Annotated in this window: 23 protein-coding genes; 10 read left to right on the forward strand and 13 right to left on the reverse strand. The window is 70.5% G+C overall.

What is annotated here, in order from left to right; all coding sequences use genetic code 11:
* Positions 1-83: 83 nt before the first annotated feature.
* The 6 genes from wecB to ACIA8K_RS02765 all read right to left on the reverse strand — a co-directional run bounded on the left by wecB (position 84) and on the right by ACIA8K_RS02765 (position 6,277).
* Positions 84-1,205 carry a non-hydrolyzing UDP-N-acetylglucosamine 2-epimerase gene (wecB, locus tag ACIA8K_RS02740; protein WP_396054186.1) on the reverse strand — a complete coding sequence of 374 codons (1,122 nt, stop codon included), beginning with the start codon at positions 1,203-1,205 and terminating at the stop codon, positions 84-86.
* A complete protein-coding gene (locus ACIA8K_RS02745; RefSeq protein WP_396054188.1) occupies positions 1,202-2,101 on the reverse strand; it encodes a hypothetical protein in 900 nt (299 codons plus the stop codon). The genes wecB and ACIA8K_RS02745 overlap by 4 nt, the downstream gene beginning before the upstream one ends.
* Positions 2,102-2,112: 11 nt before the next feature.
* Entirely contained in the window at positions 2,113-3,591 is a 1,479-nt protein-coding gene (locus tag ACIA8K_RS02750) for a glycosyltransferase family 2 protein (RefSeq protein WP_396054190.1), read from the reverse strand.
* Positions 3,581-4,159, reverse strand: a complete 579-nt coding sequence (locus tag ACIA8K_RS02755) for a hypothetical protein (RefSeq protein ID WP_396054192.1) — start codon at positions 4,157-4,159, stop codon at positions 3,581-3,583. Before ACIA8K_RS02755 ends, ACIA8K_RS02750 begins: the two co-directional genes overlap by 11 nt.
* 1 nt (position 4,160) lies before the next feature.
* The gene (locus tag ACIA8K_RS02760; protein WP_396054194.1) at positions 4,161-5,135 is read right to left on the reverse strand and encodes a GAF domain-containing protein; all 975 of its coding nucleotides are present in this window, start codon (positions 5,133-5,135) and stop codon (positions 4,161-4,163) included.
* A gap of 482 nt (positions 5,136-5,617) precedes the next feature.
* Entirely contained in the window at positions 5,618-6,277 is a 660-nt protein-coding gene (locus tag ACIA8K_RS02765; RefSeq protein WP_396054196.1) for a bifunctional DNA primase/polymerase, read from the reverse strand.
* A gap of 297 nt (positions 6,278-6,574) precedes the next feature.
* On the opposite strand from ACIA8K_RS02765, the gene ACIA8K_RS02770 reads away from it, so the two are divergent.
* The 7 genes from ACIA8K_RS02770 to mctP all read left to right on the forward strand — a co-directional run bounded on the left by ACIA8K_RS02770 (position 6,575) and on the right by mctP (position 13,248).
* A complete protein-coding gene (locus ACIA8K_RS02770) occupies positions 6,575-7,804 on the forward strand; it encodes a helix-turn-helix domain-containing protein (protein ID WP_396054198.1) in 1,230 nt (409 codons plus the stop codon).
* A gap of 13 nt (positions 7,805-7,817) precedes the next feature.
* Complete coding sequence (locus ACIA8K_RS02775) at positions 7,818-8,387, forward strand: flavoprotein (RefSeq protein WP_396054200.1); 570 nt, start codon at positions 7,818-7,820, stop codon at positions 8,385-8,387.
* A gap of 51 nt (positions 8,388-8,438) precedes the next feature.
* On the forward strand, positions 8,439-9,260 hold the full coding sequence (locus tag ACIA8K_RS02780; RefSeq protein ID WP_396054498.1) for a Nif3-like dinuclear metal center hexameric protein: 822 nt from the start codon (positions 8,439-8,441) through the stop codon (positions 9,258-9,260).
* Positions 9,257-9,997 (forward strand): zinc ribbon domain-containing protein, encoded by a 741-nt coding sequence (locus tag ACIA8K_RS02785; RefSeq protein ID WP_396054202.1) that lies wholly within the window; start codon positions 9,257-9,259, stop codon positions 9,995-9,997. The genes ACIA8K_RS02780 and ACIA8K_RS02785 overlap by 4 nt, the downstream gene beginning before the upstream one ends.
* Positions 9,994-11,097: a bifunctional RNase H/acid phosphatase gene (locus ACIA8K_RS02790; RefSeq protein ID WP_396054204.1), complete on the forward strand. Its 1,104-nt coding sequence runs from the start codon at positions 9,994-9,996 to the stop codon at positions 11,095-11,097. The genes ACIA8K_RS02785 and ACIA8K_RS02790 overlap by 4 nt, the downstream gene beginning before the upstream one ends.
* A 253-nt stretch (positions 11,098-11,350) precedes the next feature.
* Positions 11,351-11,620, forward strand: coding sequence for a DUF3311 domain-containing protein (locus tag ACIA8K_RS02795; RefSeq protein ID WP_396054206.1), 270 nt, complete (start codon positions 11,351-11,353; stop codon positions 11,618-11,620).
* On the forward strand, positions 11,617-13,248 hold the full coding sequence (gene mctP, locus ACIA8K_RS02800; protein ID WP_396054208.1) for a monocarboxylate uptake permease MctP: 1,632 nt from the start codon (positions 11,617-11,619) through the stop codon (positions 13,246-13,248). Before ACIA8K_RS02795 ends, mctP begins: the two co-directional genes overlap by 4 nt.
* Before the next feature lie 191 nt (positions 13,249-13,439).
* On the opposite strand, the gene ACIA8K_RS02805 is transcribed toward mctP, so the two are convergent.
* From ACIA8K_RS02805 to ACIA8K_RS02815, 3 genes are all read right to left on the reverse strand, one after another.
* Positions 13,440-14,243, reverse strand: a complete 804-nt coding sequence (locus ACIA8K_RS02805; protein WP_396054210.1) for an alpha/beta hydrolase — start codon at positions 14,241-14,243, stop codon at positions 13,440-13,442.
* 95 nt (positions 14,244-14,338) lie between these two features.
* Positions 14,339-15,505, reverse strand: a complete 1,167-nt coding sequence (locus ACIA8K_RS02810; protein WP_396054212.1) for an erythromycin esterase family protein — start codon at positions 15,503-15,505, stop codon at positions 14,339-14,341.
* Complete coding sequence (locus ACIA8K_RS02815) at positions 15,502-16,722, reverse strand: FAD-dependent oxidoreductase (RefSeq protein ID WP_396054500.1); 1,221 nt, start codon at positions 16,720-16,722, stop codon at positions 15,502-15,504. The genes ACIA8K_RS02810 and ACIA8K_RS02815 overlap by 4 nt, the downstream gene beginning before the upstream one ends.
* Before the next feature lie 524 nt (positions 16,723-17,246).
* Between ACIA8K_RS02815 and ACIA8K_RS02820 the strand changes: the two genes are divergently transcribed.
* A complete protein-coding gene (locus ACIA8K_RS02820; RefSeq protein WP_396054214.1) occupies positions 17,247-18,290 on the forward strand; it encodes a S1 family peptidase in 1,044 nt (347 codons plus the stop codon).
* A 194-nt stretch (positions 18,291-18,484) separates the two neighbouring features.
* Here the strand turns inward: ACIA8K_RS02820 and ACIA8K_RS02825 are convergent, their stop codons facing one another.
* Both ACIA8K_RS02825 and ACIA8K_RS02830 read right to left on the reverse strand, forming a co-directional pair.
* Positions 18,485-19,756, reverse strand: coding sequence for a glycosyltransferase (locus ACIA8K_RS02825; protein ID WP_396054216.1), 1,272 nt, complete (start codon positions 19,754-19,756; stop codon positions 18,485-18,487).
* 11 nt (positions 19,757-19,767) lie between these two features.
* On the reverse strand, positions 19,768-21,996 hold the full coding sequence (locus ACIA8K_RS02830; protein ID WP_396054502.1) for a glycoside hydrolase domain-containing protein: 2,229 nt from the start codon (positions 21,994-21,996) through the stop codon (positions 19,768-19,770).
* A 135-nt stretch (positions 21,997-22,131) separates the two neighbouring features.
* Between ACIA8K_RS02830 and ACIA8K_RS02835 the strand changes: the two genes are divergently transcribed.
* Positions 22,132-22,908, forward strand: a complete 777-nt coding sequence (locus ACIA8K_RS02835; protein WP_396054218.1) for an RNA ligase family protein — start codon at positions 22,132-22,134, stop codon at positions 22,906-22,908.
* On the opposite strand, the gene ACIA8K_RS02840 is transcribed toward ACIA8K_RS02835, so the two are convergent.
* Positions 22,905-24,047 carry a cytochrome P450 gene (locus ACIA8K_RS02840; protein WP_396054220.1) on the reverse strand — a complete coding sequence of 381 codons (1,143 nt, stop codon included), beginning with the start codon at positions 24,045-24,047 and terminating at the stop codon, positions 22,905-22,907. The genes ACIA8K_RS02835 and ACIA8K_RS02840 overlap by 4 nt on opposite strands.
* An 82-nt stretch (positions 24,048-24,129) precedes the next feature.
* Between ACIA8K_RS02840 and ACIA8K_RS02845 the strand changes: the two genes are divergently transcribed.
* Entirely contained in the window at positions 24,130-24,723 is a 594-nt protein-coding gene (locus ACIA8K_RS02845; RefSeq protein ID WP_396054222.1) for an NIPSNAP family protein, read from the forward strand.
* Positions 24,724-24,965: 242 nt separating this feature from the next.
* Here ACIA8K_RS02845 and ACIA8K_RS02850 read toward each other — a convergent pair whose 3' ends face one another.
* On the reverse strand, positions 24,966-25,271 hold the full coding sequence (locus ACIA8K_RS02850; RefSeq protein ID WP_396054224.1) for a MarR family winged helix-turn-helix transcriptional regulator: 306 nt from the start codon (positions 25,269-25,271) through the stop codon (positions 24,966-24,968).
* Between the last annotated feature and the right edge of the window lie 525 nt (positions 25,272-25,796).

Consider the following 25,796-nt stretch of genomic DNA (forward strand, 5'->3'; position numbering starts at 1 on the left):
ACAGACGCCGGCGGACGGTCCGCGCATGCGAGAACCCCCCAAGGCCCAGCCAGCCTTGGGGGGTTCTCTACCGGGGGTGATGCTCAGGCGGCCCGCAGGAGGGCCGGAGCGGGGGGCTCCTGCGCCGAGGGGCTGATCGCGGCGAGGGTCAGTTCTGCGATGCGGGTGGCGGCGTGACCATCACCGAAGGGGGACGGGGTGGTGGCCAGGCGGGTGAGGTGGGCGGGGTCGAGCAGCCGGTGGGCGGCCTCCAGGATCTCGGACGGCTGGGCGAGCAGGGCGAAGCCGGCGCGCATGGCCTCGGGGCGTTCGGTGCTGTTGCGGACCACGACGAGCGGCTTGCCGATCACTGTGACCTCTTCCTGTACGCCGCCGGAGTCGGAGACGATCAGGGTGGCGGAGCAGGCCAGGGCCAGGAAGCGGCCGTGGTCGAGCGGGTCGATGACTGTGATCCGGGAGGGGACCTGGACGTCGTACCTGCTGATGGTCTGCCGGGTTCTGGGGTGCAGGGGCAGGAGGACCGGGCGGCCGAGGCGCGCCAGTTGGGACAGGATGAGCGCGAGCCGTGCCGGGTCGTCGGCGTTCTCCGGGCGGTGGATGGTGGCGAGCACGAAGTCCGCGCTGCCCACGCCGGTCTCGGCGAGGACGCGGCGCCGCTCGAGCTCGGTGGGGAGCATCGCGCGGGTGGCCTCCACGATCGGGTTGCCGGTGATGTGTACGGCCTCGGACGGTGTTCCGGCGGCCAGCAGGAACGCCGCGTTCTCCTCGGTGGCGGCGCAGTGCACGTCCGCGACCGCGGAGATCACCAGGCGGTTGATCTCCTCGGGCATGTTGCGGTCGAAGCTGCGCAGCCCGGCCTCCACGTGTACGACGGGGATGCCCAGGTAGTGGGCGGCCTGCGCGGCCGCGTTGGCCGTGTTGGTGTCGCCCTGCACGATGACGGCGTCCGGTCGTGACTCCTGCCAGAGCGCGGTCAGGCCGGTGATCATGAGTGCGACCTGGCCGGCGCGGCCGGCGCCGCCGATGCCGGGCAGCGCGGGGGTCAGGTCCGGCACGCCGGCGACCTCAAGGAACGTGGCGATCAGCGCCGCGTCGTAGTGCTGGCCGGTGAAGACGGGGCGGGCGGCCGGGCCGAGCGCGGCGATGACAGGCCCGAGTTTGATGATCTCCGGGCGGGTGCCGAAGACGACTGCCACCGAGGTCATCGGGCACCGCGCAGCGAGTTCGCGAGGGACTTGATGCGGTGGCGGCCGAACCACATGGCGACGGCGATCAGGCCGCCGGCGATCGGGATGCCGTGGACCGGCAGGGCCGGCGTGTAGCGGGTCTCGCCGCACTTGACGTTGCCGACCTCGACAGTGGAGCTGAGGACGCCGACGGCGCCGAGCAGGCCGATCCGCAGCGCGGTGGCGCTGGCGCTGTTGTTGGCCGCGTCGGTGTGCTGCTCGTTGATCATGAGGGTGGCGATGTTGCCGAGTCCGAGCAGGCCGCCGACGTTGACGCCGGTGTTCGGGCCGGTCTGCCCGGCCAGGCTTGTGGTCGTCGTGGTGCCGACGCCGATCAGGGGCGTGGTCTTGGTCTCCAGGCGCAGGTTCGCGAGCGTGGAATTCGCCCGCAGGTCACCGAGCGACGTGGCGTAGCAGTCGCTGGTGATGGCGTCCGCCTTGAGCGTGACGGTGCCCAGCCCGGCGACGTTGAGCAGTTCGAGCGAGACGCCGCCGCTGCCGGAGACCGTGCAGGTGCCGTCGTTGCCGATGGCGACCGCGCCGCCGTTGCCCGCCACGCCTGCGCAGGCCGCGTCCCGGCCCCCGGCCCACGCGGTCGCCTGCTGCACGAGGACGCCGGCCTTCAGGATGCTCTGCCCGCCCACCAGCGCGGGGCTGCCCGGCGTGGAGGTCTGCGTCGGCTGGGTACCGTCGTTCGCGACCTGGCTCGGGTTGGTGTGCGCGCCGATCGCACCGCCCACCAGTGTGGTGTTCAGGGCCTGGGCGTACGCGTTGGAGGTGTCCGCCATGGCCGGGCTCGCCGCACCGAAGATCGTCGCGAGGCAGACGCCGGCGGCGAGCGCGGTATTACGCGCGGTATTCCGTCGAAGCTTCATCATCATGCCTTTCAGACGCCGGTCAGCGTGGACGGGGAGTGGTGGTTGCGGTACTGCTGGGCGGTCTCGATCTCGGCCGTCCATTCGGCGGGCGTCTGCGCCTTGGCGAGCGCCATGCCGACCCGGGTGCCCGGGTGCTGGGTCTTCTTCCAGTCGGTCTTGCCGCGGATGATCCGGATGAGCGCCCACCAGACGGCGACCTGAAGCAGGTAGCCGTAGAGGAGGTTGCCCATGGCAAGCGCTAGCGCGCGGCGGCGGGTGATCATGTTGCCGCAGCGGGTGCGGTAGAGCAGGCCCCACACCGCGTGCGGGAACACGCCGAAGAGCAGGGCGAGCGGGACGACGCCCCAGGCACCTGTCACCCACCACTGGCCGGCGCCGCCGCCGGTGTTGAGCGCGTACCAGAGGTCGATGCCGATCGCGGCCGGGAAGATGATGCTGCCGGACAGCTGGGACCACGGGACGTACAGGTAGTAGGCGATCTCCAGCGCGCCGGAGAGCGACACGTTGCGGGACTGCATGACGGCCCAGAGGTACTTGAGGCACTGGATGCCGCCCTGCGACCAGCGGCTGCGCTGGCGGACCAGCGGGCGCAGCCTGTCGAGTCCGGCCTGGGCCACGAACGTGTGGTGGCAGTACTCGGTGCGGTAGCCCATCAGCAGCACGTGCAGGCCGAGCTCGAAGTCCTCGAGCAGCGCGCCGTGCCACGGCGTGCCGAACTTCTTGGAGATCTCGTTGAGCACGGAGAGCCGGGTGAACTGGCCGTTGCCGCCCATGCCGACGCTGCCGGTCTTGCGGCGCAGGCCCTGCATGGCCGCGATCGGGCCGGTGAACTCCATGTCCTGCAGCTGGACCAGGATGGACGCGTCGCCGGGGGCCGGCAGCGCGCTGCGGGACGCAAGCGTCTGCACGTCCGTGCTGACGAACGCCTCGACGTCCTCGACCACCCGGACCAGCACCTGGACCGCGCCGACCGACGCGTCGGCGAACATCTCCTCGCCGGAGATGATGTCGAACGCGTGCGGGTCGAGCCGGCCGTCAGCATCGACGACGCCGACGATCGTGCGCTTCTTGTCGCCGCCGAACCGGGTGACCCACTCGTCGATCGAGGACCAGCCCAGGTTCAGCACATCACCCTTGCCGGTACGCGCATCGGGCGCGACCCGCGAGATGACGTGCAGCTTCGGCAGCCGGGGCGCGAGCTCGGCCAGGATCCGGCCGGTGGCGTCGTCGGAGCCGTCGTCGATGACCCAGATGTGTGCCTGCGGGAAGGTGGTGCTCAGGTGCAGGACCGTGCCACCGATGACCTCCTCCTCGTTGAGCGCCGGCACGATCAGGTGCCAGTCGTTGTCGGTGGAGTCGCCCGGCGGCAGCTCCTTGATGCTCAGGTACGGCCGCATGATCACGATGACGTAGACCAGGAAGCCGACGCAGAGCAGGAACGCGCCGGTGTTGAGCAGGGCCAGAAGCCAGTTCGAGCTATCCATCATTGCGGGCTCCCTGGGGCTTGTCGCCGTAGAGCAGGACGTAGAGGTATGCGAGGCCGCCGCCGATGACTCCGAGCGTGGAGATCAGCGTGCCGACCAGGATGTGCGTCGCGGAGTAGCCGTCCGCGGCACCCCAGATCCGCATCGCCACCTCGATGGAGAGCAGCCGCAGGTGATTGCAGATCATGATGAAGGTGATCGCGGAGATCAGCGCCAGGAACGACTTGATCAGCGAGACCCGGTGGATCACGAAGAGGCCGGACGTGGCGAGCAGGAACGGGATGGCCAGGAACGTCACGGTGCAGCCGAGCGTGATGGTCACGCCGCTCTGGAATTCACCGATCATGAACAGCACTGTCGAGCCGGTGCAGGTCGCGTCCGTGAGGCCGTTGCGCCGGGCCAGCCAGGCCGACATGCAGGCCTCGGTGTGCCGCAGCTCGTCGTCCCAGTAGATCAGCGCCGCGATGGCGAGAACCGCGGCGACCGCGAGCGCGATGCGGAACGGGCCGATCTGCGCCGACGAGGCCTCGCGGCGGTGCGAGCCCGGACGGGAGAGGTCAATCGTGGTCATCTCAACCCCCCACGTGCATGCTGTCGCGGTGGCGCTCGAACTTGCGCTTGTCCGCAAGACGCCAGGTCTCCTGCAGGTCCTCGGCCTCACCGCGCATCGCCCAGCCCACCCGCGGGTGGACCTTGAGGTCGTTGAGCCTGCGCTCCAGGCGGGTGGCGGTGCCGGAGACCTCACGGCGGGTGCGGTCAAGCGTGAGCAGCGCGAAGTGCCGGCCGTCCAGGCGTACCGCGATGGCGTCGTTGGTGGCGCGGCCCTCGTCGCGAAGCGCCTTGGTGATGCGGCGGAGCGCGCCGGCGGTGACGACCGCGTCGATGCCGATGACGATGACGCCGGCGGGGGTGCCGTACCGGCGGACGACTGCCTCCTGTTCGGCGAGCAGGCCGCCCCAGGCGACGCGGTCCGGCAGGCCGGTGGGGGCGTCGCGGTGCACGCCGAGCAGCTCGCCGTCGATCTGACGCCTGTGCTTCGCGTTGAGCAGCTCCGCGTCGAGCAGCTTGGCGAGCATGGCCGCCTGCACGGCGACCAGGTCGGCGAGCGCGGGCATCTCGACCGCGTGCGGCGTACGGTCCAGGCCGCAGAGCGTGCCGATCAGGGTGCCGTCCCGGTCGTACATGGGGGCGCCGGCGTAGAAGCCGATCTTCAAGCGGTCCGCGATCGAGTGCTGGTAGCCGGGGAGGGTGGTGAGGTCGTTGACGACGAGCGGCATCGTGGCGCCGCCGCCGAGCAGCAGACCGCAGACCGACTCGTCCCACGCCTGGTGGAAGCCGGGTGCGATGGGCAGGCCGTCCGCGTCCGCCGCGAGCAGCACCTGCTCCTTGTCGACGACCCGAGCGACCATCCAGGCGTCCAGGTCGGTGAGCTTACGCAGCGTACGCACGACCGAGTTGGCCAGAACCGTGAAGTCCGCGGGTGCGGTCTGCTCGGCCGGCGTCGGCGCAAACTCCTCGCCGGACTTACGGAAGCTGATCTGCTTCATGTACGTGATCCCCCGTTGTGTTTCCCCCGCACCGGTACGCGTCGGCTGAGGACGCGGTAGCGGCGGCCACGTCGCGGTGGCACCCTGCTCTTCGGCCTCGTCGCCGAGAGCTTGACGAATCGTCAGGTTGTCACTCGGGGGCGACTCGGGTCGCCGAGCGTGCGACGGCCCCGCCTGCCGGTCGGCATGCGGGGCCGGTTTGCGAACGAGTCGCATGCTCGCCCTCCCGTCACCGTGTGAACACAGTCAGTTACTGACCGCTCACACAAAGATGAGGACGCGGGGGCTGGGAATCAATGGGGGGGTCGGTTTTGCAACCGGGGCAACCCGCTTGCAACTTCCCTGGTGGAAGTTTCCACCTGCCAGTCGGCCGTTCGGGGGGTCGACCCCTTCATGCCTGCCCGTTACGTTGACAGCTACTCGTACCGGTTTGACCCGTTTGGATCATGAACGTGCGCCTGGAAAGGCGGTGACATGGGAGTTCAAGCCGCGTACCGCGCCCCCGTCGGCTGCCGGGGCAGTAACGGCCGGGGGTCGGCGTGCCGCCCGTAGAGCCCGAGCGCGTCGACGAGCATGGCCTGGACGGCGTACGAGTCGGGCAGCCGCCACTGCACCTCCTCCGGCGTCACCGCCCAGCGCACCGGCCCTTCGGGCATCCGGGTCGGCGGGGCGGGGATCCACGAGCCTGGACCGTGCCGGACCACGTCAAGGCACTCGTCCAGCTCGGGCCGGAGCGGATCACCTGGCGCGACGAGCAGCATCCACCTCCCGGTCGGGGTGACCGCGACCGGGCCGCGCACCTGCCCTCGCCCCGGGCCGACCACGCCGGCCAGCAGGCGTGCCGCCCCGAGCACACGCAGGCCAAGGTGGGCCGGCACCTCGAGTACGTCGAAGGTGCGGCCGGTGGCAAGCAGCACCGAGTACGGCCGGGACTGCCACCACGCGGCGACCCGGTCCAGGTCGACAGTGGCCTCCCGCTCCCAGGCCTCCAGCGCCGGGTGACAGGTCGTCGTCGGGCATCCGGCCCGGCCGCAGACGAACCGGGAGCCGGTCAGGGCCGCGCCGGGCAGCACCGGCCAGTCGTGATCGGCGTACCGAAGCGCGGTCCGGCGCAGGCGCGGTCGCTTCAACAGGCCGGACATTGCGGACAAGCTCGTCGAAACGAATGGCGGTCGGGCGCTCCACCGCATCGTTAGAAACCCCCCAGGTCGGCGACATCCACATTCTCGGGTGATCAAGCCGTCACCCGCCGCACTCGTGGTCGTTATCGAGTGTCGTACCGGTTGCAACTTGCATATGAAGTTACGAACGGCGGAAGCCCGGCGAGCACACTCGCTGTGCGACCGTCCCAAAGACCCCCACCGGCACCGGAAATTCAAAGACGTGTTTCTCCGCTCGGGGTGCCGCCATATCGAGCACGGTGAGCAAGGGGAGGACCAGTGGACGAGCTGCCGATCGGACGCCGAGTGGCGTACTGGAGGGGCCGACGCAAGATGTCTCAGCAGGTCTTCGCGGACCGGCTGGGCAAGTCGAAGAGCTGGGTGGACAAGGTCGAGCGCGGCGTACGCCGACTCGACAAGTTCTCCGTGATCTACGAGATCGCCGACGTGCTGCAGGTCGACGTGCAGCTGCTGCTCGGCAAGGATCCGGAACGCCGGCCGGACACGGTGAACTGCATCGACCAGGTCGAAGTGGAGGAGATCCGCTCCGCGCTGGAGCGGTACAACCAGATCAGCGCGTTCTTCGCGGCCACACCGCAGGCGCCGCCGTTGCCGGAGATGCGCAAGGCGGTGAGCCACGCCTGGCTGACGTTCCAGCACGCGAAGTACGGCGTGCTGGCCCGCGCGCTGCCGAAGCTGCTGCGCGACGGACAGGCGCTCGACACGTCCACACCGGACCCGGAGCGCCCCGAGGCCGCCCACCTGCTCGGGCAGGTGTACCAGATCGCCTCGTCCACGCTTCGCAAACTTGGCGAGCACGAGCTGTCCTGGCTGGCCGCGGACCGGTCCATCGCGGTCTGCCAGCGCGCCGAGGACCCGCTGCTGGCCGGCGTCGCCACGTACCGGGTCGGCAGCTCGCTGCTGGCGCTCGGCCGGGCCCGCCCCGCGCTGGAGATCCACGTGAACGTCGCCAACCAGATCGCCCCGGCGGGTGACACCGACAGCACGCCCGAGCGCCTCAGCGTGTACGGCATGCTGCTGCTCCAGGGCGGCATGGCGGCAGCCCGGCTCGGCGACACCGCCACCGTCCACGATCTGATGAACGAGGCCACCCGCGTCGCCGAGCACGTCGGCGGCGACGCGAACCACTACTGGACCTCGTTCGGCCCCACGAACGTGCAACTGCACCGCGCGGCCGCGCTTGTCGAGCTGGGCGACGGCCGGCTGGCGATCGAGACGCACGACCGGATCGCCGAGACCGGCGGCCTGGACTCGCTGCTGCCGGAGCGCCGGGCCCATCACTACCTCGACCTCGCCCGCGGATACTCGCAGATGGGCGAGATGGAGCGGGCGGGCGAGATGCTTCTCGAGGGTGACCGGCTCGCCCCGTCGGAGATCCGCTGCCGGCCGATCGCGCACGCGGTCATCTCGGATGTGCTCCGTCGCACACGCGGTACGCCACCGCCGGCCATCGCCGAGTTGGCTGAGCACATGGGAGTGGGCGTATGAAGGTTTACCGACCATGATCGGCGGCGGTCCACGGCGCGTGCTCTACGTCGTGGCCTGCGGGTCCCCGGTCGCCGCCAAGGTGGGCGTCCTGGTGGATCTGGCACGGGCCGACGGCTGGGACGTCTGCGTCATCACGACGCCGGACGGGCACAAATTCGTCGACGAGGCGGCGCTTGCCACGCAGTCCGGTCACCCGGTCCGCACCACCTACAAGAATCCGGGCGATTCGGACGTGCTGCCGGCGCCGGACGCGATCATCGTCGCGCCGGCCACTGTCAACACGGTCAACAAGTGGGCGGCCGGCATCGCCGACACGCTCGCGCTCGGGCTGCTCGTGGAGGCCCACGGCAAGGGCCTGCCGATCGTCGCCATGCCGTACACGAACTCCGCGATGGCCGCGCACCCGGCCTTCCTGGAGAACATCGGCCGGCTGCGCTCGTGGGGCGTCAGCGTGCTCTTCGGCGACGACGTCGTGGAGCTGCACCCGCCCGGCACCGGCGACCGCCACGTCGACCGGTTCCCCTGGGCGCTGACGCTCGAGGTGCTGCGCGTGCGGCTCCCCACGGACGGCCGCCTGGCCTGAGGCGGGGCCGATAGAGTCTTCGCCGTGACATCGGAAACGACAGTAGGCCGGCTGGTGGCCGCCCTCGAGGCACGCTACCGGCCGGCCCTGGCGGAGCAGTGGGACCACATCGGGCTGGTTCTCGGCGACCCGGACGCGGCCGTGCGCCGTGTCCTCTGCGTGGTCGACGTGGTGGACGAGACGGTCGCCGAGGCGTTCGACGTCGGCGCGGACCTGATCGTGGCGCATCACCCGCTGCTGTTCAAGGGCGTGACGTCTGTCGCGCCGACCACGCCCGGCGGCCGCCTGGTGCACCGTCTGATCAAGGGCGGGGTCGCCCTGTTCACCGCGCACACCAACGCGGACGCGGCGAATCCCGGCGTGTCGGACGCGCTTGCCGCGCTCTTCGACCTGGCGGATCTGCGCCCGCTCGCGCCGCGCCCGGACGACCCGGCGCTCGGCCTCGGCCGGGTGGGCACGCTCCCGGTGCCGCTCACACTCGCGGAGCTGACCAGGAAAGCAGCAGATCAACTGCCGAAGACAGCCTGGGGGGTACGCTCCGCGGGCGATCCGGAGCGGATCATCCGTACCCTCGCGGTCTGTGGTGGTTCCGGCGACTCCTTCCTGGCGCGGGCGACCGCGTCCGGCGCCGATGCATACTTGACCGCCGACCTCCGGCACCATGTCGCCAGTGATCACCTCGCCGCCGGCGGCCCCTCGTTGCTCGATGCGGCGCACTGGGCCACCGAACGCCCCTGGTGCGACGACGTGGCAGCCTGGTTGCGCGCTGAGCATCCGGTCGAGGTGATCGTCTCAGACCTGGACACCGACCCCTGGACGCTGCACGCGGCGTCCCCGCTCTCAACTGAACAGAAGAAGGAGCCCTCGTCGTGAAGGCCGCGCCGCAAGCCCAACGCCGTCTGCTTGATCTGCAGGCTATCGACACCTCCCTGGCCCAGCTCGCACACCGGCGGAAGACGCTTCCGGAGTTCGCCGAGCTCGACTCGCTGGCCCGCAGCCTCTCCGCGCTTGAGGACGAGCGGGTGCGCGCCCAGGTCACGGTGGACGACCTCGACCGGGACATCGCCCGCCTGGAGAAGGACATCGACCAGGTCCGGATCCGCCGCCGGAAGGACGACGACCGCCTGGCCGCCGGCACCGGCCCGGCCCGCGAGCTGGAGGCACTGCAGCACGAGGTGGCCAGCCTGACCCGCCGGCAGAGCGAGCTGGAGGATCAGGAACTGGAGCTGATGGAGCAGCGGGAGACCGCCCAGGCAGCGCTCGACGAGATCGCCGGCCGCCAGGTCACCGCGCGGGAGGCCCGGGCCGCGGCCGAGGCCCGCCGCGAGGAGGCGCTGGCGAACATCGCCAAGGAGGAGGAGTTCAAGGCGAAGGCGCGCACGCCGCTCGCCTCGGACCTCCCCGGTGACCTGGTCGCGCTCTACGACAGGCTCCGCGAGGCGAACGCCGGGCTCGGCGCCGCGCTGTTCCGGGCCGGTCGCTGCGGCGGCTGCCGCCTGGAGCTGTACGGCCAGGAGCTGCACCGGGTGAAGGGCGCCCCGGCCGACGACGTGGTGCGCTGTGAGGAGTGCGGCCGGATCATGGTGCGGACCGCGGAGTCCGGCCTGTGAGCCTGCGCGTCATCGTCGAGGCGGACGGCGGGTCGCGGGGCAACCCCGGCCCGGCCGGGTACGGCGCGGTGGTCTTCGAGGCCGCCACCGGCCAGGTCCTGGCGGAGCGGTTCGACTCGGTCGGCGTCGCCACAAACAACGTCGCGGAGTACTCGGGTCTGATTGCCGGGCTGGAGGCGGCCGGCGAGCTCGGCGCAACCGAGGTCGACGTGCGGATGGACTCCAAGCTGGTGGTCGAGCAGATGTCCGGCCGCTGGCAGATCAAGAACCCGGGGTTGCGCCCGCTCGCCGCCGCGGCCGCCCGGCTTGTCGACACGTTCGACGCGGTCCGGTTCGCCTGGATCCCGCGCGAGCAGAACAAGGCCGCGGACGCGCTCGCGAACAAGGCGATGGACGGCGAGCGCGGCGTGTCGCCGATGACTGCCGCCCCCGCGCCGGCCGCGGTCGCCACGCCTCGGTCCTGGGCGCCGCCGTCGATGGCGGCCGCGACCCGGATGATCCTGGTCCGGCACGGCGAGACCGCCCTGACCGCGGAGAAGCGCTACTCCGGCCGCGGTGATGTGCCGCTCTCCGCGCACGGCCAGGAACAGGCCGAGGCCGCCGCGCGCCGGATCGCCGCGCTCGCGCCTGACCTGGCCGCCGTGGTCACCTCGCCGCTGGCCCGGTGCGCCGCGACCGCCGCGGAAATCGCGCGCGCCGCAGGTGACGTGCCGGTGCTTGTCGAACCCGGCTTCATCGAGTGCGACTTCGGCGACTGGGAGGGCAAGACCTTCGCGGAGGTACGCGAGGGGTGGCCGGACGAGATGCGCCGCTGGCTTGAGTCGACCGCTGTGGCGCCGCCCGGGGGCGAGTCGTTCAAGGCGGTCGCGAAGCGGATCCGGGGGGCCAGGGCCGCGGTGCTTGCCGCGCACGAGGGCGCCACGATCGCGGTGGTCAGCCACGTCTCGCCGATCAAGCTGCTGCTGCAGGACGCGCTGGCCGCGTCCGACGCGTTCCTGCACCGGCTCTACCTGGAGCCGGCCGGCATCTCCATCGTGGACAGCTGGCCGGACGGCAACGTGGCGGTCCGCACCGTGAACGACACGGCCCACCTGGCCTGATCCACCACGAGACGCCCGTGCCCCTGACGTTGCGGGGCGCGGGCGTTCGGCGTACCAGCGGATGATCGTGATCTCGATCTATGGCCGCCGGGCGCAGGCACTCAACCACTTGCCGCAAATGTGAACTGCGTCACTTCCCAGCACTCTTCTGCCGATGGGTAGTCTCCCCGCGCCCAAGAGTGATCGTTGCACCGGAGGGCGGCGCGCCCCCGCCGCCTCCTGACGCACGCCATTTGCAGGAGGTAGCACATTCATGGCCGAGCCACCGACGCCAGATCCGGACATCTCCCCCACCGAGGCCGCGGCGACCGCGCCGGTCCAGGCGACAAGCGACCGCAGCCCGTGGAACTGGCTGCTGATCATCCCGATCGTGGTGCCGCTGACCACGCCGCTGTTCAACCACGACGACCCGCGGCTGCTGGGATTCCCGATGTTCTACTGGCTGCAGCTGGCGTTCATCGTGCTCGGCGTCTCCACCACCACGCTCGTTTACCGGATGACCGGGCGGGGGACGCGGCGATGAGCGACCACATCGTGCAGATCGTCGTCTTCGCCGTGCTGTTCCTGCTGGTCAGCGGCATGGGCTTCGTCGCGGCCCGGTGGCGGGCGCCGAAGGACCTCAACCACCTGGACGAGTGGGGCCTCGGCGGCCGCAACTTCGGCGGGTGGATCACCTGGTTCCTGGTCGGCGGTGACCTCTACACGGCGTACACCTTCGTCGCGGTGCCGGCGCTTCTGTTCGGCGCGGGCGCGGCCGGGTTCTTCGCGGTGCCGTACACCATCGTCGTCTACCCGCTCGTGTTCCTGGTGCTGGTCCGGCTCTGGTCGGTGTCGCACCGGCACGGGTTCGTCACGCCTGCCGACTTCGTCCGCGCCCGGTTCGCCTCGCCGACGCTTGCGCTGCTGATCGCGATCACCGGCATCGCGGCGACCATGCCCTACATCGCGCTGCAACTTGTCGGCATCGAGGCGGTGCTGAAGACGATGGGCGTGACAGGTGACTCCGCGCTGGCCCGGCACACGCCGATCATCATCGCGTTCGCGATCCTGGCCGCCTACACGTATCAGTCCGGGCTGCGGGCGCCGGCGCTGATCGCGTTCGTCAAGGACACGCTGATCTACATAGTGATCATCGTGGCGGTGCTCTACTTGCCGTCCAAGCTGGGCGGCTGGGGGTCCATCTTCGACGCGGCGGAGGCGAAATTCGCGGCCTCGCCCGCGCCGAATGACGGGATCACGCTCAACGCCAACAACCAGCTGCAGTACATCACGCTTGCGCTCGGCTCCGCGATGGCGCTGTTCCTCTACCCGCACTCGATCACCGGCGTGCTGGCCAGCCGCGACCGGGGCGTGATCAAACGGAACATGTCCGCGCTCCCGGCGTACAGCCTGCTGCTGGGGTTGATCGCGATACTGGGATTCATGGCGATCGCCGCGGGCGTGAAGCCGCTGCCCGGCGCGCGCGAGGGCACGCTCGACACGAACACTGTCGTGCCGCTGCTCTTCGACCAGCAGTTCCCGGCCTGGTTCGCGGGCGTCGCGTTCGCGGCGGTCGGCATCGGCGCGCTGGTCCCGGCCGCGATCATGTCGATCGCCGCGGCGAACCTGTTCACCCGCAACATCTACAAGGAGTACCTGCGCAAGGACGCCACCCCCGCCCAGGAGGCGAACGTCTCGAAGATCTCGTCGCTCGTGGTCAAGGTCGGCGCCGTGGCCTGCATCGTCTTCCTCGACCCGCAGTTCTCGATCGACCTGCAGCTCATCGGCGGCGTGATCATCCTGCAGACGCTGCCCGCGGTCGCGCTCGGCCTCTACACGCGCTGGCTGCACCGCGGCGCGCTGATCGCCGGCTGGGTGGCCGGCATGGGGCTCGGCATGTGGATGCTCTACCGGATCCCGAACGCCGCCACCGGCCGTGCCCACTTCGGCGGGTCCGCGTTCCCGCTGTCCCAGTTCGGCTTCGACACCACGAAGACGATCTACGTGGGTCTGGTCGCCGTCGCGGTCAACCTGCTTGTCGCGGCGATCGCCACCCCGATCCTGCGGTCCATGCACGTGGTCGAGGGCGAGGACAGCACCTCCCGCGAGGACTACTTCGCGGACGCCACGCCGGCCGCCACCCCCGCTGCCGACCCGGCCCCGACCACCTGAACGCCTCGGCCGGTCCTCGCCAGGGGCGGGGACCGGCCGGATGGTGCACCGCCGAGATGAGCGGCCGGGTTCGGGTCAGAGCGTGGTGACTGCCAGTCCGATGCCCCGGCTCGCGCCGGTCACGATCACGCTCTTCCCGGACAGGTTGAGATCCACGATCAAGCTCCTTCGTCGGTACGGGTGAGAGGTGTTCAGAGGCCCTGGCGGCGGAGCCAGGTCAGCGCGGTGTCGGCGACCTCGGTCCAGCCGCTGTCGATCGTCAGCGAGTGGCCCCGGCCGGGGAACTCGGTGAGGTCCGTGACCGCGCCGGAGTGCCGGTACTGCTTCAACGTCGCCCGGACGACCGCCTCCGGGACGGTGTTGTCGCGTCCGCCGGTCATCAGCAGCAGCGGCCCCCGCGAGCCGTTCTCCGTGTCGACCTTCGCCGGAGAGTGCGGGCTGACGTTCGAGGCCGCCGCCTCGAACAGCGGCTTACCCGGCGCCGGGATCGTCCACCTGTCGAACAGCGCGTCCGACTCCGCCTGCGGGATCGCGTTGCCGAACGCGAACCGGAACTGCTCAGCAGTAAGCGACACCGCGCGATGCCGGTTCGCCGGGTTCCGGAACACCGGCAACGTCGCCCGCAGCGCCGACAGCGGCAACGGCAGCACACCCTTGATCTGCGCCGCGTCGATCGCCACCGCCGCCCGCCCCAGGTTCTGCCCGAGCAGCTTCTGCGCGATCATCCCGCCGAACGAGTGCCCGACCAGGATCGGCGCCTCCTCAAGCCCGCGGATGATCTCCGCGTAGTGCGCCACCACGTCGTCGATCCCGTGGTCGGCGATGCTCTCCGGGTTCTCCCGCGCCTCGGCCACCGTGTCCGGGACGCCGGGCCAGCCGGGCGCGATCGGCGCGTACCCCTCGGCGGTGAACTTCTCGATCCAGGAGTTCCAGGAGGTGGCGTGGAGCCAGAGGCCGTGGAGGAAGATGACCGGCGTTCGCGTCTGTGTGTTCATGCCGATAAGGACACCACCGGAGCCCCCACCCCCGAATCAGGGAAACCCCACAGTCCCCACGCCACAACCCCGGGGGGTACGACTGGGGACGTGCCTCAGCGCGTGGTCGGGGTGATCGTCGGCAGGCAGGCGACCAGGTCGTACGACTCCGCGACCGCCAGTTCCTGGTAGGTGTCCATCAGGCGGCTGCGATCGGCTTTCAGATCGCGGACATCGGCGATGACCGGCACGTCGTCGGCAAGCAGCGCCTCGATGCTGCCCTCGACCGGAGGTGCGAGATCGACGCCGATCACCTCGATGCCGTCGGGCGCGCTCGGTGCCGGCCGGCGCGCCGTGGTGCGGCCACCCACGGCTGTCAGCGCGATCACCAGGAGGTCGTCCCCCAGATCGGCCGCGAGATGGCTGCCGAGTGTGGGCAGCTCAAGGCCGATGCTTGGCAGTGGGACCCGGGTCAGGTGCGAGTTCGCGGCGCCGATCACCAGGCGCTCGCCGCGGGCCAGCAGCAGGCGTGCGGTCTCGGCCATCGCCGCGTCCCGCGCGTTTACCACAAGCTGCGCGAGGTCCCCGGTCGCGGCGCGGGCCTGGGCACGTAACTGCTGGTCAAGTAGCACGGCGAGGCGCAACTCGTGCCGCGCGGTGGCCTGGGCGATCCGGCCCACGCGCCGCACGTGCAGCGGATAGAGCGCGTCGAAGCGGGCGGCGAGGTCCGCGAGCAGCACTGTCTGCCGGTCCCGGTCCGCCGCGCTCATCGCCGCGTAGGCCGCAAACGCGGTCATCGTGTGGGGCGTCGCCCAGATCGCGGCGAACGCACGCGCCTCGGTGATCAGGTCGCGGGCGCCCGGGTCCGCCTCCGCCGCGTAGGCCTCCAGGTGGTCAAGCGCCGGCAGCAGCGAGGCGAGGCCGGCCGGGAGGTCGAGCCCGGCGTACCGGACCGCGCCGGACGCCCGCATCCACTCGAACGTGGCCCGGGTCTCCGGCGCGTTGCCGAACCGGTAGGTAAGCCCGCCGGCCGGGAAGTCGCCCGGCCCGCCGGCGACCCAGGACGCCAGCGCGAGGCCCTCGCTGAAGCCGGACTCCTGCGCATAGGCCGTGAAGCCCATCCGCTCGACCAGGAACCGCAGCAGCCGGTGACGCAGCAGCTGATATTCGCGCACGAAGTGCGTGGTCTCACCGATCCCGACCACGCGTGCGCCGCCGATCACGTCGCGCAGCGGTTCCAGATCGTCGAGCGGGGCGTCGGGGTCCAGAGTGTCCAGTCTCACGACCGCGCAGAATACCGGTCCGGCGCGGTGAGCGTGGGGGCGTGCTCGGGCCGGACGCCGACGCCGATCACCCGGGCCGGGATGCCCTGCAGCACCGGGAACCGGTCCAGCACCCGGAACGGCAGCGGCGCGTTGACAGGCCGCTCGGTGCGCAGCAGCGGCGCGACAATGCCGCGCTGCGCGATCCGCTGCACGCGCTGCACCACGCGGGTGGGCAGCATGCGGCGGCGCTGCACCGCGGCCAGGTCCGCCTCGGTGAGCCGCCCGGCCGTGAGCGCGGGCGCGAGCAGCCGGGCGGCGGCGACCGCGTCCTGGATCGCGAGGTTGATGCCGACGCCGCCGATCGGGGACATCGCGTGCGCGGCATCGCCGATCAGCAGCGCGCCTGGCACGTGCCAGCGGCGCAGCCGGTCGACCTGGACGGTGAGCATGCGGACGTCGTCGAACGAGGTGATCTGGTCGACGCGGTCGGCGAGCGCGGGGAAGAGCGCGGTCACCCGGGCACGGAACGCGTCAAGCCCTTCCGCGACGACCGTGTCGTAGGCGCCCTTCTGGATCAGGTACGCGATCTGCCAGTAGCTCCCCCGGTCGATCGAGATCAGCGCTCCCCCGGCGCCGACCAGGCCCTGCACGCCGTCCGGGTCGGTCTCGGCGCGCGGCAGGCGGAACCACAGCACGTCCATCGGCGCGCCGAACTCGACGGGGGTGAGGCCGAGCTCGCCGCGTACCCTCGATGATCTTCCGTCGCAGGCGACGGTGAGCGTGGCGTTGACCGTGAGCTCGCCGGCCCGCACGCCGCGCACGACGCCGTCCGGGTCGCGGAGCAGGCTCGTCATCTCGGTCTCGCGGAGCAGCGTGAACGTCTCGTGCCGGGCTGCCTCGGCGGCAAGCATCTCCAGGAAGTCCCACTGCGGGACGAACATCAGGTACGGCGGCCAGCCCCGGAGCCGGGTGAAGTCCGCGATCCGGCGGGTGCCGTCCGCGAACGTGATGGTGACGTTGCGGACCTTGCGGTGCGGCAGCTCCTCCGCCTTCGGCGCGAGACCCAGCTCCGCGATCAGCCCAAGCGTGGACGGGTGGACGGTGTCACCGCGGAAGTCGCGCAGGAAGTCCGCGTGCTTCTCGAGGACCGTCACCCGGACGCCGGCGCGGGCCAGCAGCAGGCCGAGCATCAGGCCGGCGGGGCCGCCGCCGACGACGCAGACATCCGTGTTGATCTCGGTGCGACTCATAGCGCACCTCCAATCTCATCGACTGTTGAATTATAGGCACACGCAGGACGGCAGCGTTTTCGGATAGATGGCCGCAGTTGTCAATCTCGCGACTTTTGGGCAAGCCTCGGAAGCACCTAGACATCGGAGAATGTCGATCTTTTGAGGCTCTACGTGACGCTCACCCGGCGAGCCCTGCCCGCCCTCACCCTGCCGGCGGTCGCTACCGCCGCGCTGCTCACCCCGGCGGCGGTACCACCTATTTCCAGCCGGTGGACGAGGTGCTCGCGGTCTACGGGGTGAACATTCCCTAAGGGTTTTCCCTTGCACCCTTCATGACAAACGGCCCGGATCAATGCGTTCCGGGCCGTTTAAGCAGCTCAGGTGCCCCATACCGCGTAGTACCTCATGCAGGAAATAGGCCTTGTGAGGGGCATTGACCGATGGAAGTCTTTCCACATCTGGGGCGGTAACTCTCCCCTAATGAGTGGAATGTCCGCTGCCGATCCGTACCCCCCACGGAGGACCACGTGAGATCCACAAGCTCCTCGATCCGGCGCTCAGCGACCATCCTCGCCGCGCCCGCCGTCATCGTCGGTGCCCTGATCGCCCCCACCAACGCCCAGGCCGCCCCGACGCTCCTCACCGAGGCGCACGCGGACAAGGCGACCACGCTCGCCGCCGACCTCGGCGCCGACCGCACCGCCGGCACCTACCTCGACGCGGCCACCGGCCGCATGGTCATCACCGTCACGGACGCCACGGCCGCCCGCGCGGTCCGGGCCGAGGGCGCGGTCGCCAAGACCGTCACCTACAGCAACGCGAAGCTCGACGCCGTGATCGCGGACCTGAACAAGACGCCCTACGCCGGCACGGCCTGGGCGACCGACACCATCGCGAACCAGGTCGTCGTCTCCGTCGACCCGTCGGTCACGCCGGCCCAGGTGGCCGTGCTCAAGGCCACTGTCGACAAGGCCGGCTCGGCCGCGCGCCTCGAGTACACCGGCGCTCTCACCCCCACCATCACCGGTGGCGACGCGATCTACACCAGCAGCAGCCGCTGCTCGCTCGGCTTCAACGCCCGGTCCGGCTCCACGTACTACTTCGTGACCGCCGGCCACTGCACCAATGCGGGCGCCACCTGGACCAACGGCTCCACCACGCTCGGCACCCGGTCCGGCACCAGCTTCCCGGGCAACGACTACGGCATCGTCCGGTACACCAACACGTCCATCGCGCACCCGAGCGCGGTCGGCAGCCAGACGATCTCCTCCGCGGCCACCCCGGCCGTCGGCACCGCGGTCACCCGCCGCGGCAGCACCACCGGTACCCGTACCGGCTCGGTGACCGCGCTCAACACCACTGTCAACTACTCGCAGGGCTCGGTCACCGGCATGATCCGGACCACGGTCTGCGCCGAGCCGGGCGACTCCGGTGGCCCGCTGTACCGCGGCTCGGTCGCCTACGGCCTGACCTCGGGCGGCTCGGGTAACTGCTCCAGCGGTGGCGTGACCTACTTCCAGCCGGTCGTCGAGGCGCTCAACGCCTACGGCGTCACGGTCGGCGGCTTCTAAGCCTCACCGCCAGACCAACGCACCCCCGAAACCGCGCCGCCGGATTCCCCGCAAGGGTCCGGCGGCGCGGCTTTTCACAATTCATGGTCCCGCTCACGCGGTGGTCCGGCCCGCACGCTCCCGCGGGCCGGCGGTTCAGCGGAGGCCAGGCCTAGATCCAAAACCCGGTCAGGCGGCGCGAGCGACGGGCTCGGTCAGGCGGCCACGATCGACGGCTTCTCCGGGAACAGGTCGTCGAAGACCCGGCCGCGGTCGAACGTCATCGCGTGGGCCCGGGCGCGGATTTCCAGGTCACGACGCTCCTCGGCGGACATCTGCAGCACCACCCGGTCGACGGCCGCGGCGATGCCCGCCACGTCGCCGGCCTCGATGATGACGGCGGCGTCACCGACCGCCTCGCCGGTGCCGCCGGTAAGCGCCGTGATGATCGGGCCGCCACCGGCCAGGCCCTTCTCGGACAGCGCGATGCCGAACGTCTCGACGAAGTCCGGCTCCGGCTTGGTCGGCAGCGCGTACGCCGCGCAACCGTTCATCAGCAGCGGCTTCTCGTCGTCGTCCACATCGGTCAGGAAGATGATGTTCTCGTCCTCCTTGGCCATCGCCTGGATGTGCTCGAGCGCCGGGCCGTTACCCGCTATCACCAGCTTCACCCGGTCCCGGCACTCCATCTGGCCGTACGCCATGACGAGGTCGTAGATGCCCTTGGCCCGCGCCACCCGGGACAGGAACAGCACGTAGCCGTCCCGCTCCAGGCCACGCCGGGCCAGCGCGGCGTCGACCGCGGCCGGGTCCAGGTCGAGGTAGGCGGACGCGTCGATCGGCGGGTAGCTGACCGTCACACGGCGACGGCACTCCTCCGCGAACCGCGTCCCGACCTTCGCGTCGACCTCCTCGGCCGAGGCGATGATCTCGTCCCGCGTGTAATCGGAGACGGCGACCACCTCGTCGCTGGCCAGGAACTGGGTGAACAGCACGGTGGCCGCGCCGAACCGGTCCTCGCGCAGGCAGTTGCGGATCACGTTCGTGACGTCGGACCCGACCGCCTTCGCGATCGTGTAGACGTCCGGCGCGAAGCCGGCCGCCCGGGCCGCGTTGACCGCGTCGTTGACCACCTGCGTGTGCGGCACGGTGTACATGGACAGGACCGTGGTCGGCACCGGCTCCGCGAGCAGCTCGACAAGCCGGCCGGTGAGACCGGCCAGGTGGCGGCCGTCCGGCACGCGGTAGTCGCCGACCGGCTCGGGGCGCTCGACGGTGATGCCGTCGCTGTACGGCAACAGCCGGTCCAGCGGCTTAAGCGGCAGCCCGGCCGCTTGAAGCGTGGGGATCGTCCAGGTCAGCAGGCGCACGTCGTCGAACCCACGGGTCAGCGCGACCTCGGCGAGGTTACGCGCTTCGCCCGAATGGCCGCAGATCACCGGATCGGCCCGGACCACGATCACGAGGCGGCGGCGGGGGTATTTCATGGTCTTTCCCTTTAAGGTGCTGCCGCCGAGTCTGACAGGGACGGCGGACGGATCCCGCGCCCCCACGAGGACGGCTCCGGACCCAGGGTGAGCTGCAGCCTTCCGCCGCGGTGAATGTCCGCGGCACTCAGGTGCGTGGCTTCCAGGGGCCTGCCGTTGAGGGTGGCGGCCTGAACGTACTGGACCGGCGGTGTCCGATCAATACCATCCACCCCGATCGGTGAGTCGCGGTGTCCACTGGTCTCAATGACGAACTCGCCCTCGCCGGTGCGGATCATCGCACTCCGGAACGCGGGCGAATTGATCAGAAAAAGATTCTGACCCGCGACCGGGAAAAGGCCAAGCGACGCCCAGATGTACCAGGAACTCAGGCCACCGGAGTCGTCATTGCCCGGAAGACCGCCCCGCCCGGTGCCGAACTGCCAGGTCAGAGCCGCGTTCACCACCTCGGCGGTACGGTCCGGGCGGCCGGCGTAGTGGTACGCCCAGGGCGCTTCCATATCCGGCTCATTGTTCAATCCCTCGAACCGGTTCAGCGCATATCCGGCGGCCATCTCGGACGGTTTGGGGGCACGTCCCGGTTGGGTGACCGGGTCCGCTCCGAACCCGAAAAATTGGTCGAGGATGCGGGTGAAGGCCTCGTCACCACCCGCGAGTGCGATGCGCGCCCGCATGTCGTGCAGAAGTCGGAAAGAATAATTCCACTTTCCACCTTCGTAAAATTCCGAGTCACGCAGCAGACCGGTCTCCGGGTCGAACGCATTGCGCCACCCGCGGCTGCGCTCCTCAAGATCCTCGGCGAGACGGCGGTCGTTGAGCGCACGGGCCACCTTCGCGGTCGCGTAGTGCGCGTAGGACAGATCAAGCGTGTGACTGATCGGGTGCACGACGCCGTGCTCCCAGAAGTCCTCGCCGTACATCCGGCGCAGGTCGTCGACCATGTGCACAAGCGCCCAGTTCCAGTCCAGGCCCTCACGGCCGAGCGCGTGCGCGTCCGCAAGCGCGGTGTGCGCGAGCGCGCTGCCCTGCCGGAAGAACCGGTCCGCGCCGCGCGCCATCCGGTACCCGATCGGGAAGTTGCCCTCCTCCTCGCACACCCGGATCAGCGACTCGAGCAGGTCGGTGGCCCGGTCCGGCGCGATCGCGGAGAGCAGCGGCAGCTGGGTCTTGTAGATGTCCCACATCGTGCAGACGTCGAACGCGTACGGCCCGGAGTCCGGCCAGAACGGGGACTCGTCGTCACCGAAGCACGGCTTGATCAGCGAGTGGTAGAGCGAGGTGGCGAGCACCGTGCGGCGGGCAGGCGTGCCGCCCTCGACCTGCACCCGGTCCAGGTGGTCGCCCCAGCGCGCGCGGGTCCGCGAGCGCACCAGGTCGAACGCGGACGTGTCCGTGCCGCACTCCTTCTCCAGGTTGCGCCGGGCCTGCTCGTGGCCGCGCAGCGAGAAGCCCATCCGGATCTCGACGGTCTGGCCGGCAAGCGTCGGGCCCATGAAGAGCATGCCGAACGGGCGCAGCGTGGTGTTCCGGATGCTGTCGAAGTCAAGCCGGGTGCCACCGTTGATCAGGCGGCGGTCGTACCAGAGCATCTGGCGCCAGCGCGGCGTGTCGATCTGCATGAAGACGGAGAGCGGCACGCCCTCCATCCAGACCGTGCCCTGCGCCTGGCCCTGGCCGAGGCTCTCCACCTGGGCGCGCAGCGGTACGGTGCGGCCGAGCTCGATCGCGAGGCCGCCGCAGGACATGTCGATCACGACGCGCGCGCTGCTGTGCCTGGGGAACGTGTACCTGTGCACAGCGACCTTGTCGCCGACCGTGATCTCGGAGCGGATGCCGGTGTCGAGCGTGGCCGCGTAGAAGCCGGGCTCGGCCGTCTCGTCGTGCAGCGGCCAGGCCTGCCCCAGATCGTCAAGCGGCTGGACCATCGGCGTGACGCGCACGTAGTTGTAGTACTTGCGGATCGCGCCGGTGCCGGACTGCTGGAAGTGCGTGAAGCCGGACGCCTGCATCCGGTCGAACATCTGCTCCGGCACGCCCTCGGTGTTCTTGGCGTAGGTGCCGTACCCCGTGGGATAGGCGCCGGAGTAGGCACAGGCGGAGACCATGCCGAGCGGGGAGGTGGCGCCGGGATGCGTGTTTCCGACCTGCGGCTTCGGCCACCACCAGGTTGCTGCCAGACCCTCGGACCGGGGCAGGTCGGTGGCCGCGGTACCGATGAACGGATCAACGTCGTCTAAGATCCCAAAACTTTACCTGGCGTACGATCATCCGTCGGTTTCCGGGGTGTTTCCGAGGCCCGTTTTCTCGCTTGCCGGGATTGCACCCACTTGCGATCGTTGCCGGGACGACCACGATCTTTACGAGGAGGATCGACGATGAACCTTGACGTTCGCACCACCGACCTGCGAGCCCTGAACTCTCTGACCAAGTACCCGTCGATCCCCACCTACCACGAGCTCGACCCGAAGAACGGCGGCCTGCTCGACACCGCGGTGCCGTTCACCGGCCCGGTCCTGGCCACCGAGAAGGTCGACGGCACCAACTCGCGGATCATCCAGCTCCCGGGCGGCGACTACCTGCTCGGCTCGCGCGAGGAGCTGCTCTACGCCAGGGGCGACCTGATCGGCAACCCGTCGCAGGGCATCGTGGAGAACCTCAAGCCGCTGGCCGAGGCGCTGCCCCCGGTGACCGGCGACCTGATCCGCGTGCTCTACCTGGAGCTCTACGGCGGCAAGATCGGCGGCCACGCGAAGCAGTACAGCACGCGCGGCGCGATCGGCTGGCGGCTCTTCGACGCCGCGCTCATCAGCGGCTACGCCGGCCTGCTCGCCGCGCCGCCGCAGGAGATCTCGGCATGGCGGGAGAGCGGCGGCCAGCCCTGGGCGGACGAGGACGCGCTGCACGCGATCGCGGCGGAGGCCGGCGTGGAACTGACGCCGCGGCTGTTCACGCTTGACGCGGCGGAGCTGCCCACCGACCTGGAGAAGATGCAGGCGCTGCTCACCGACCGGCTGCCGGCCACGCTCGTGGCGCTTGACGAGTCCGGCGGGCTCGCGGCCGAGGGCATCGTGTTCCGCACCCCCGACCGCGCGGTGATCGCGAAGGCCCGCTTCCAGGACTACGCCCGCACGTTCAAGCGGCGTAACCGCTAGAAACCCACAGGCAGCGAGGACAGCCGCCGGGTGGCCGGGTCCGCCACCCAGGGCAGCTCGGCCGGGTCCACCGCCAGGCTCAGGCGGGGGAACCGGTCGAGCAGCGCGGCAAGCGCCACCTCTGTCTGCACCCGGGCCAGCGGCGCGCCGAGGCAGAAGTGCGGGCCGTGGCCGTACCCCAGATGCGGCGCCTCCAGCCGGCGCAGGTCCAGCCGCTCCGGGTCGGTGTAGACGCGCGGGTCCCGGCTCGCGGCCGGCAGCACGGCCGTGACCGGCGCGCCCTTCGGAATGAGCACGCCGCCGATCTCGGCCTCCTCGGCGGCGAACCGCGGGATGGTGAACATCTGCGGCGGCTGCCACCGGGTGAGTTCCTCGACCGCACCGGGGAGCAGCGCCGGCTCCGCGCGCAGCAGGTCGAGCAGGCCGGGCTCGGACAGCAGCGTCGCGACCGAGTTGGCGATCAGGTTCGCCGGCACCTGGCCGGCCAGCATCAGGTGCCAGACCAGCGTGACCAGTTCCTCCTGGGTGAGCCGGTCCGGTCGCGCCGCGGCCAGCATGCCGATCAGGCCGTCGTCGCCGCTCGTCACCGCCCGTTTCGCGTCCTCGATCATCTCGGGTACCCGGGCCATCAGCGCGCGGCCGTCGCCGGAGAGGATCACGGCGCCGTGCTCGCGCCAGCGGCCGCGTTCCTCCTCCGGTACGCCGGCCAGCTCGCAGATGACCTCCATCGGCAGCGGCTGGGCGACCTGGGTGAGCAGATCGGCGCCGTCACCTGGCAGCTCGTCAAGGAGCCGGCCGACCAGCGGGGCGATGCGCGGGCGCAGCTCCTCGGCCTTGCGTGGCGTGAACGCGGGCCGGGCCAGTCCGCGCAGCCGGCGGTGCTCCGGCCCGTCCCGCTCCTGCATGGTGCGCATGTAGGGGCGGCAGTGCTCCGGCACGGCCGCGCGCAGGAAGCTCTCGGCGGACGGTGCGAAGCGCGGGTCGGTGAGCATCGCGCGGGCCTCGGCGTAGCGGGTGACGCCCCACATCGTGCCGAACGGCGGCGTACTCAGCCGCACCACCGGCGTGGCCTCGCGCGCCCGGTCGTACCCGGCGATCGGATCTTCCAGCAGCTCAGGAACGGTCAGGTCGAGTTCCACGAAGTACTCCACATGTTATTGGCATTCGGATGCCAAGCGTATCTGGAATGAAAATGTCGGTGCAAGGCCGTAGGGTGCGGGCATGCTTATCGAGCTGCGTCGCTACGCCCTGCACCCGGGCGCACGGGAGGACCTGATCTCGCTCTTCGACCGCGAGTTCCTGGAGTCGCAGGACGAGGTCGGCGCGGTGGTGCTCGGCCAGTTCCGCGACCTCGACGACCCGGACCGTTTCGTCTGGCTGCGGGGTTTCGCGAGCATGGCGGCCCGGCGCGCCGCGCTTGAGGCGTTCTACGGCGGCCCGGTGTGGACGAAGCACCGCCGCGACGCGAACCGGACCATGGTCGCCTGGGACGACGTGCTCCTGCTCCGCACGGTCACGCCGTTCACCCCGGACACCGGCGCCCGCCCACCCGTCGGCGCGCCCTCACCGGACACGGTGCTGCGGCTGACCGTCCGATACGCGGACGCGCCCTTCGACACGGTCCCCGAGGTGCCGTCTTCGCTGCTCACGCTGGTCTCGGCAGACGAGGAGAACGACTATCCCGCGCTCCCGGTGCGCACCGGCGAGCACGTGGCCGCGGCGCTGACCCGGGACGCATTCGACCCGGCCACGCTGCCTCCGGGCCGGACCGAGCACCTGCGACTGGCACCGACCGGGCGGTCCTGGCTGCGCTGAGGTCTTCCGCAACCACCGCGGAACCGGCTCCGGAGCGACGTGCGGAGCGCCAGCGGAGCCCGGCGCTCCGGTTTGCCCGCGGGAGCAAACGGGCCGGGCCACCGCGGGAGCGGGAAGATCGATTGTGATCGTGCTGGTGTTCTGTCAGTCCGGCAGTTGCGCGGTGACCTGGTGCTGGGCGCGCGCCGCACGGGACATGACGTCGGCGATCGCCACCAGTTCCGCGTCCGAATAGTCCGCCATCAGCGCTGGAGCCGCCCGACGACGTCCATGAAGTAGGGGATGAACGCGGCCCGGCTCTCCGGGACGAACTCGACAAGCACGCCGCGCCCGTCCGCCGGATTCGGTACGCGGCGCGCGAAGCCCTTGCGCTCCAGCCGGTCGATCAGGCCGGTGACCGACGTCGGCGCGAGCCCCGCCTCCGCCGCGATCTGACGCGCCGTGAGCGGCCCGAGCCGGTCTATCAGGTCGGCAGTCTTCGCCTCGATCGCGGAGAGCCCCACCCGCGCGGCTACCGCCCCGTGGAACAGGACTGCCGCCGCGCTCACCTCCCGCCCGACCCGCGCGCTCCGCGACGCGATGATGCCGATCGGCCTCCGGGCGATGAGCTCGGCGCGGCAGCAGGCCAAGCAGGACTGGCTGCACCGCCACCACATCGCGTGGGCCGGTCAGCCCCGGTAACGACTCGCCGGAGCCGCTGTCAGCTCCGCGACCCACCGCCACCGACGGGGTAAGCCGACCCGTCGCCCTGAAAGCCCGTTAAGCACGCTTTCGCGAACTGCGTTCCCGATGTTGCGGTACGTCACCACCCGGCAGAGTTGCCCCCGACGCCAACACACCTCGGGAGGTGACATGACCAACGACCGCAACCGCGCTCGGCAGCGAATCACGATTGCCACCGGGATCCTCGTCGCCGCCTCCGCGATCGCCTCGGTCGGCGCAGTGACCGGGCGGGCCCTGGCCGACGAGACCTGGACACAGGAGACGACCGCGACGGTTCCCGCCGTGGTCGTGTCCATCCCGGCGAGCGCGGGTGTCTCACCATCGGCCGGCGGCGCTGCCGTCGTCCCGGC

The sequence above is a fragment of the Catenuloplanes sp. NPDC051500 genome, assembly GCF_044454585.1.
Taxonomy (GTDB): domain Bacteria; phylum Actinomycetota; class Actinomycetes; order Mycobacteriales; family Micromonosporaceae; genus Catenuloplanes.

Bases quoted from the DNA above. Each gene is read 5' to 3' on its own strand.
- ACIA8K_RS02825 (WP_396054216.1), bottom strand. From the start codon at position 19,756: ATGAAATACCCCCGCCGCCGCCTCGTGATCGTGGTCCGGGCCGATCCG.
- ACIA8K_RS02845 (WP_396054222.1), top strand. From the start codon at position 24,130: ATGCTTATCGAGCTGCGTCGCTACGCCCTGCACCCGGGCGCACGGGAG.
- ACIA8K_RS02765 (WP_396054196.1), bottom strand. From the start codon at position 6,277: ATGTCCGGCCTGTTGAAGCGACCGCGCCTGCGCCGGACCGCGCTTCGG.
- wecB (WP_396054186.1), bottom strand. From the start codon at position 1,205: ATGACCTCGGTGGCAGTCGTCTTCGGCACCCGCCCGGAGATCATCAAA.
- ACIA8K_RS02795 (WP_396054206.1), top strand. From the start codon at position 11,351: ATGGCCGAGCCACCGACGCCAGATCCGGACATCTCCCCCACCGAGGCC.
- ACIA8K_RS02755 (WP_396054192.1), bottom strand. From the start codon at position 4,159: ATGACCACGATTGACCTCTCCCGTCCGGGCTCGCACCGCCGCGAGGCC.
- ACIA8K_RS02760 (WP_396054194.1), bottom strand. From the start codon at position 5,135: ATGAAGCAGATCAGCTTCCGTAAGTCCGGCGAGGAGTTTGCGCCGACG.
- ACIA8K_RS02745 (WP_396054188.1), bottom strand. From the start codon at position 2,101: ATGAAGCTTCGACGGAATACCGCGCGTAATACCGCGCTCGCCGCCGGC.
- ACIA8K_RS02775 (WP_396054200.1), top strand. From the start codon at position 7,818: ATGATCGGCGGCGGTCCACGGCGCGTGCTCTACGTCGTGGCCTGCGGG.
- ACIA8K_RS02805 (WP_396054210.1), bottom strand. From the start codon at position 14,243: ATGAACACACAGACGCGAACGCCGGTCATCTTCCTCCACGGCCTCTGG.
- ACIA8K_RS02835 (WP_396054218.1), top strand. From the start codon at position 22,132: ATGAACCTTGACGTTCGCACCACCGACCTGCGAGCCCTGAACTCTCTG.
- mctP (WP_396054208.1), top strand. From the start codon at position 11,617: ATGAGCGACCACATCGTGCAGATCGTCGTCTTCGCCGTGCTGTTCCTG.
- ACIA8K_RS02750 (WP_396054190.1), bottom strand. From the start codon at position 3,591: ATGATGGATAGCTCGAACTGGCTTCTGGCCCTGCTCAACACCGGCGCG.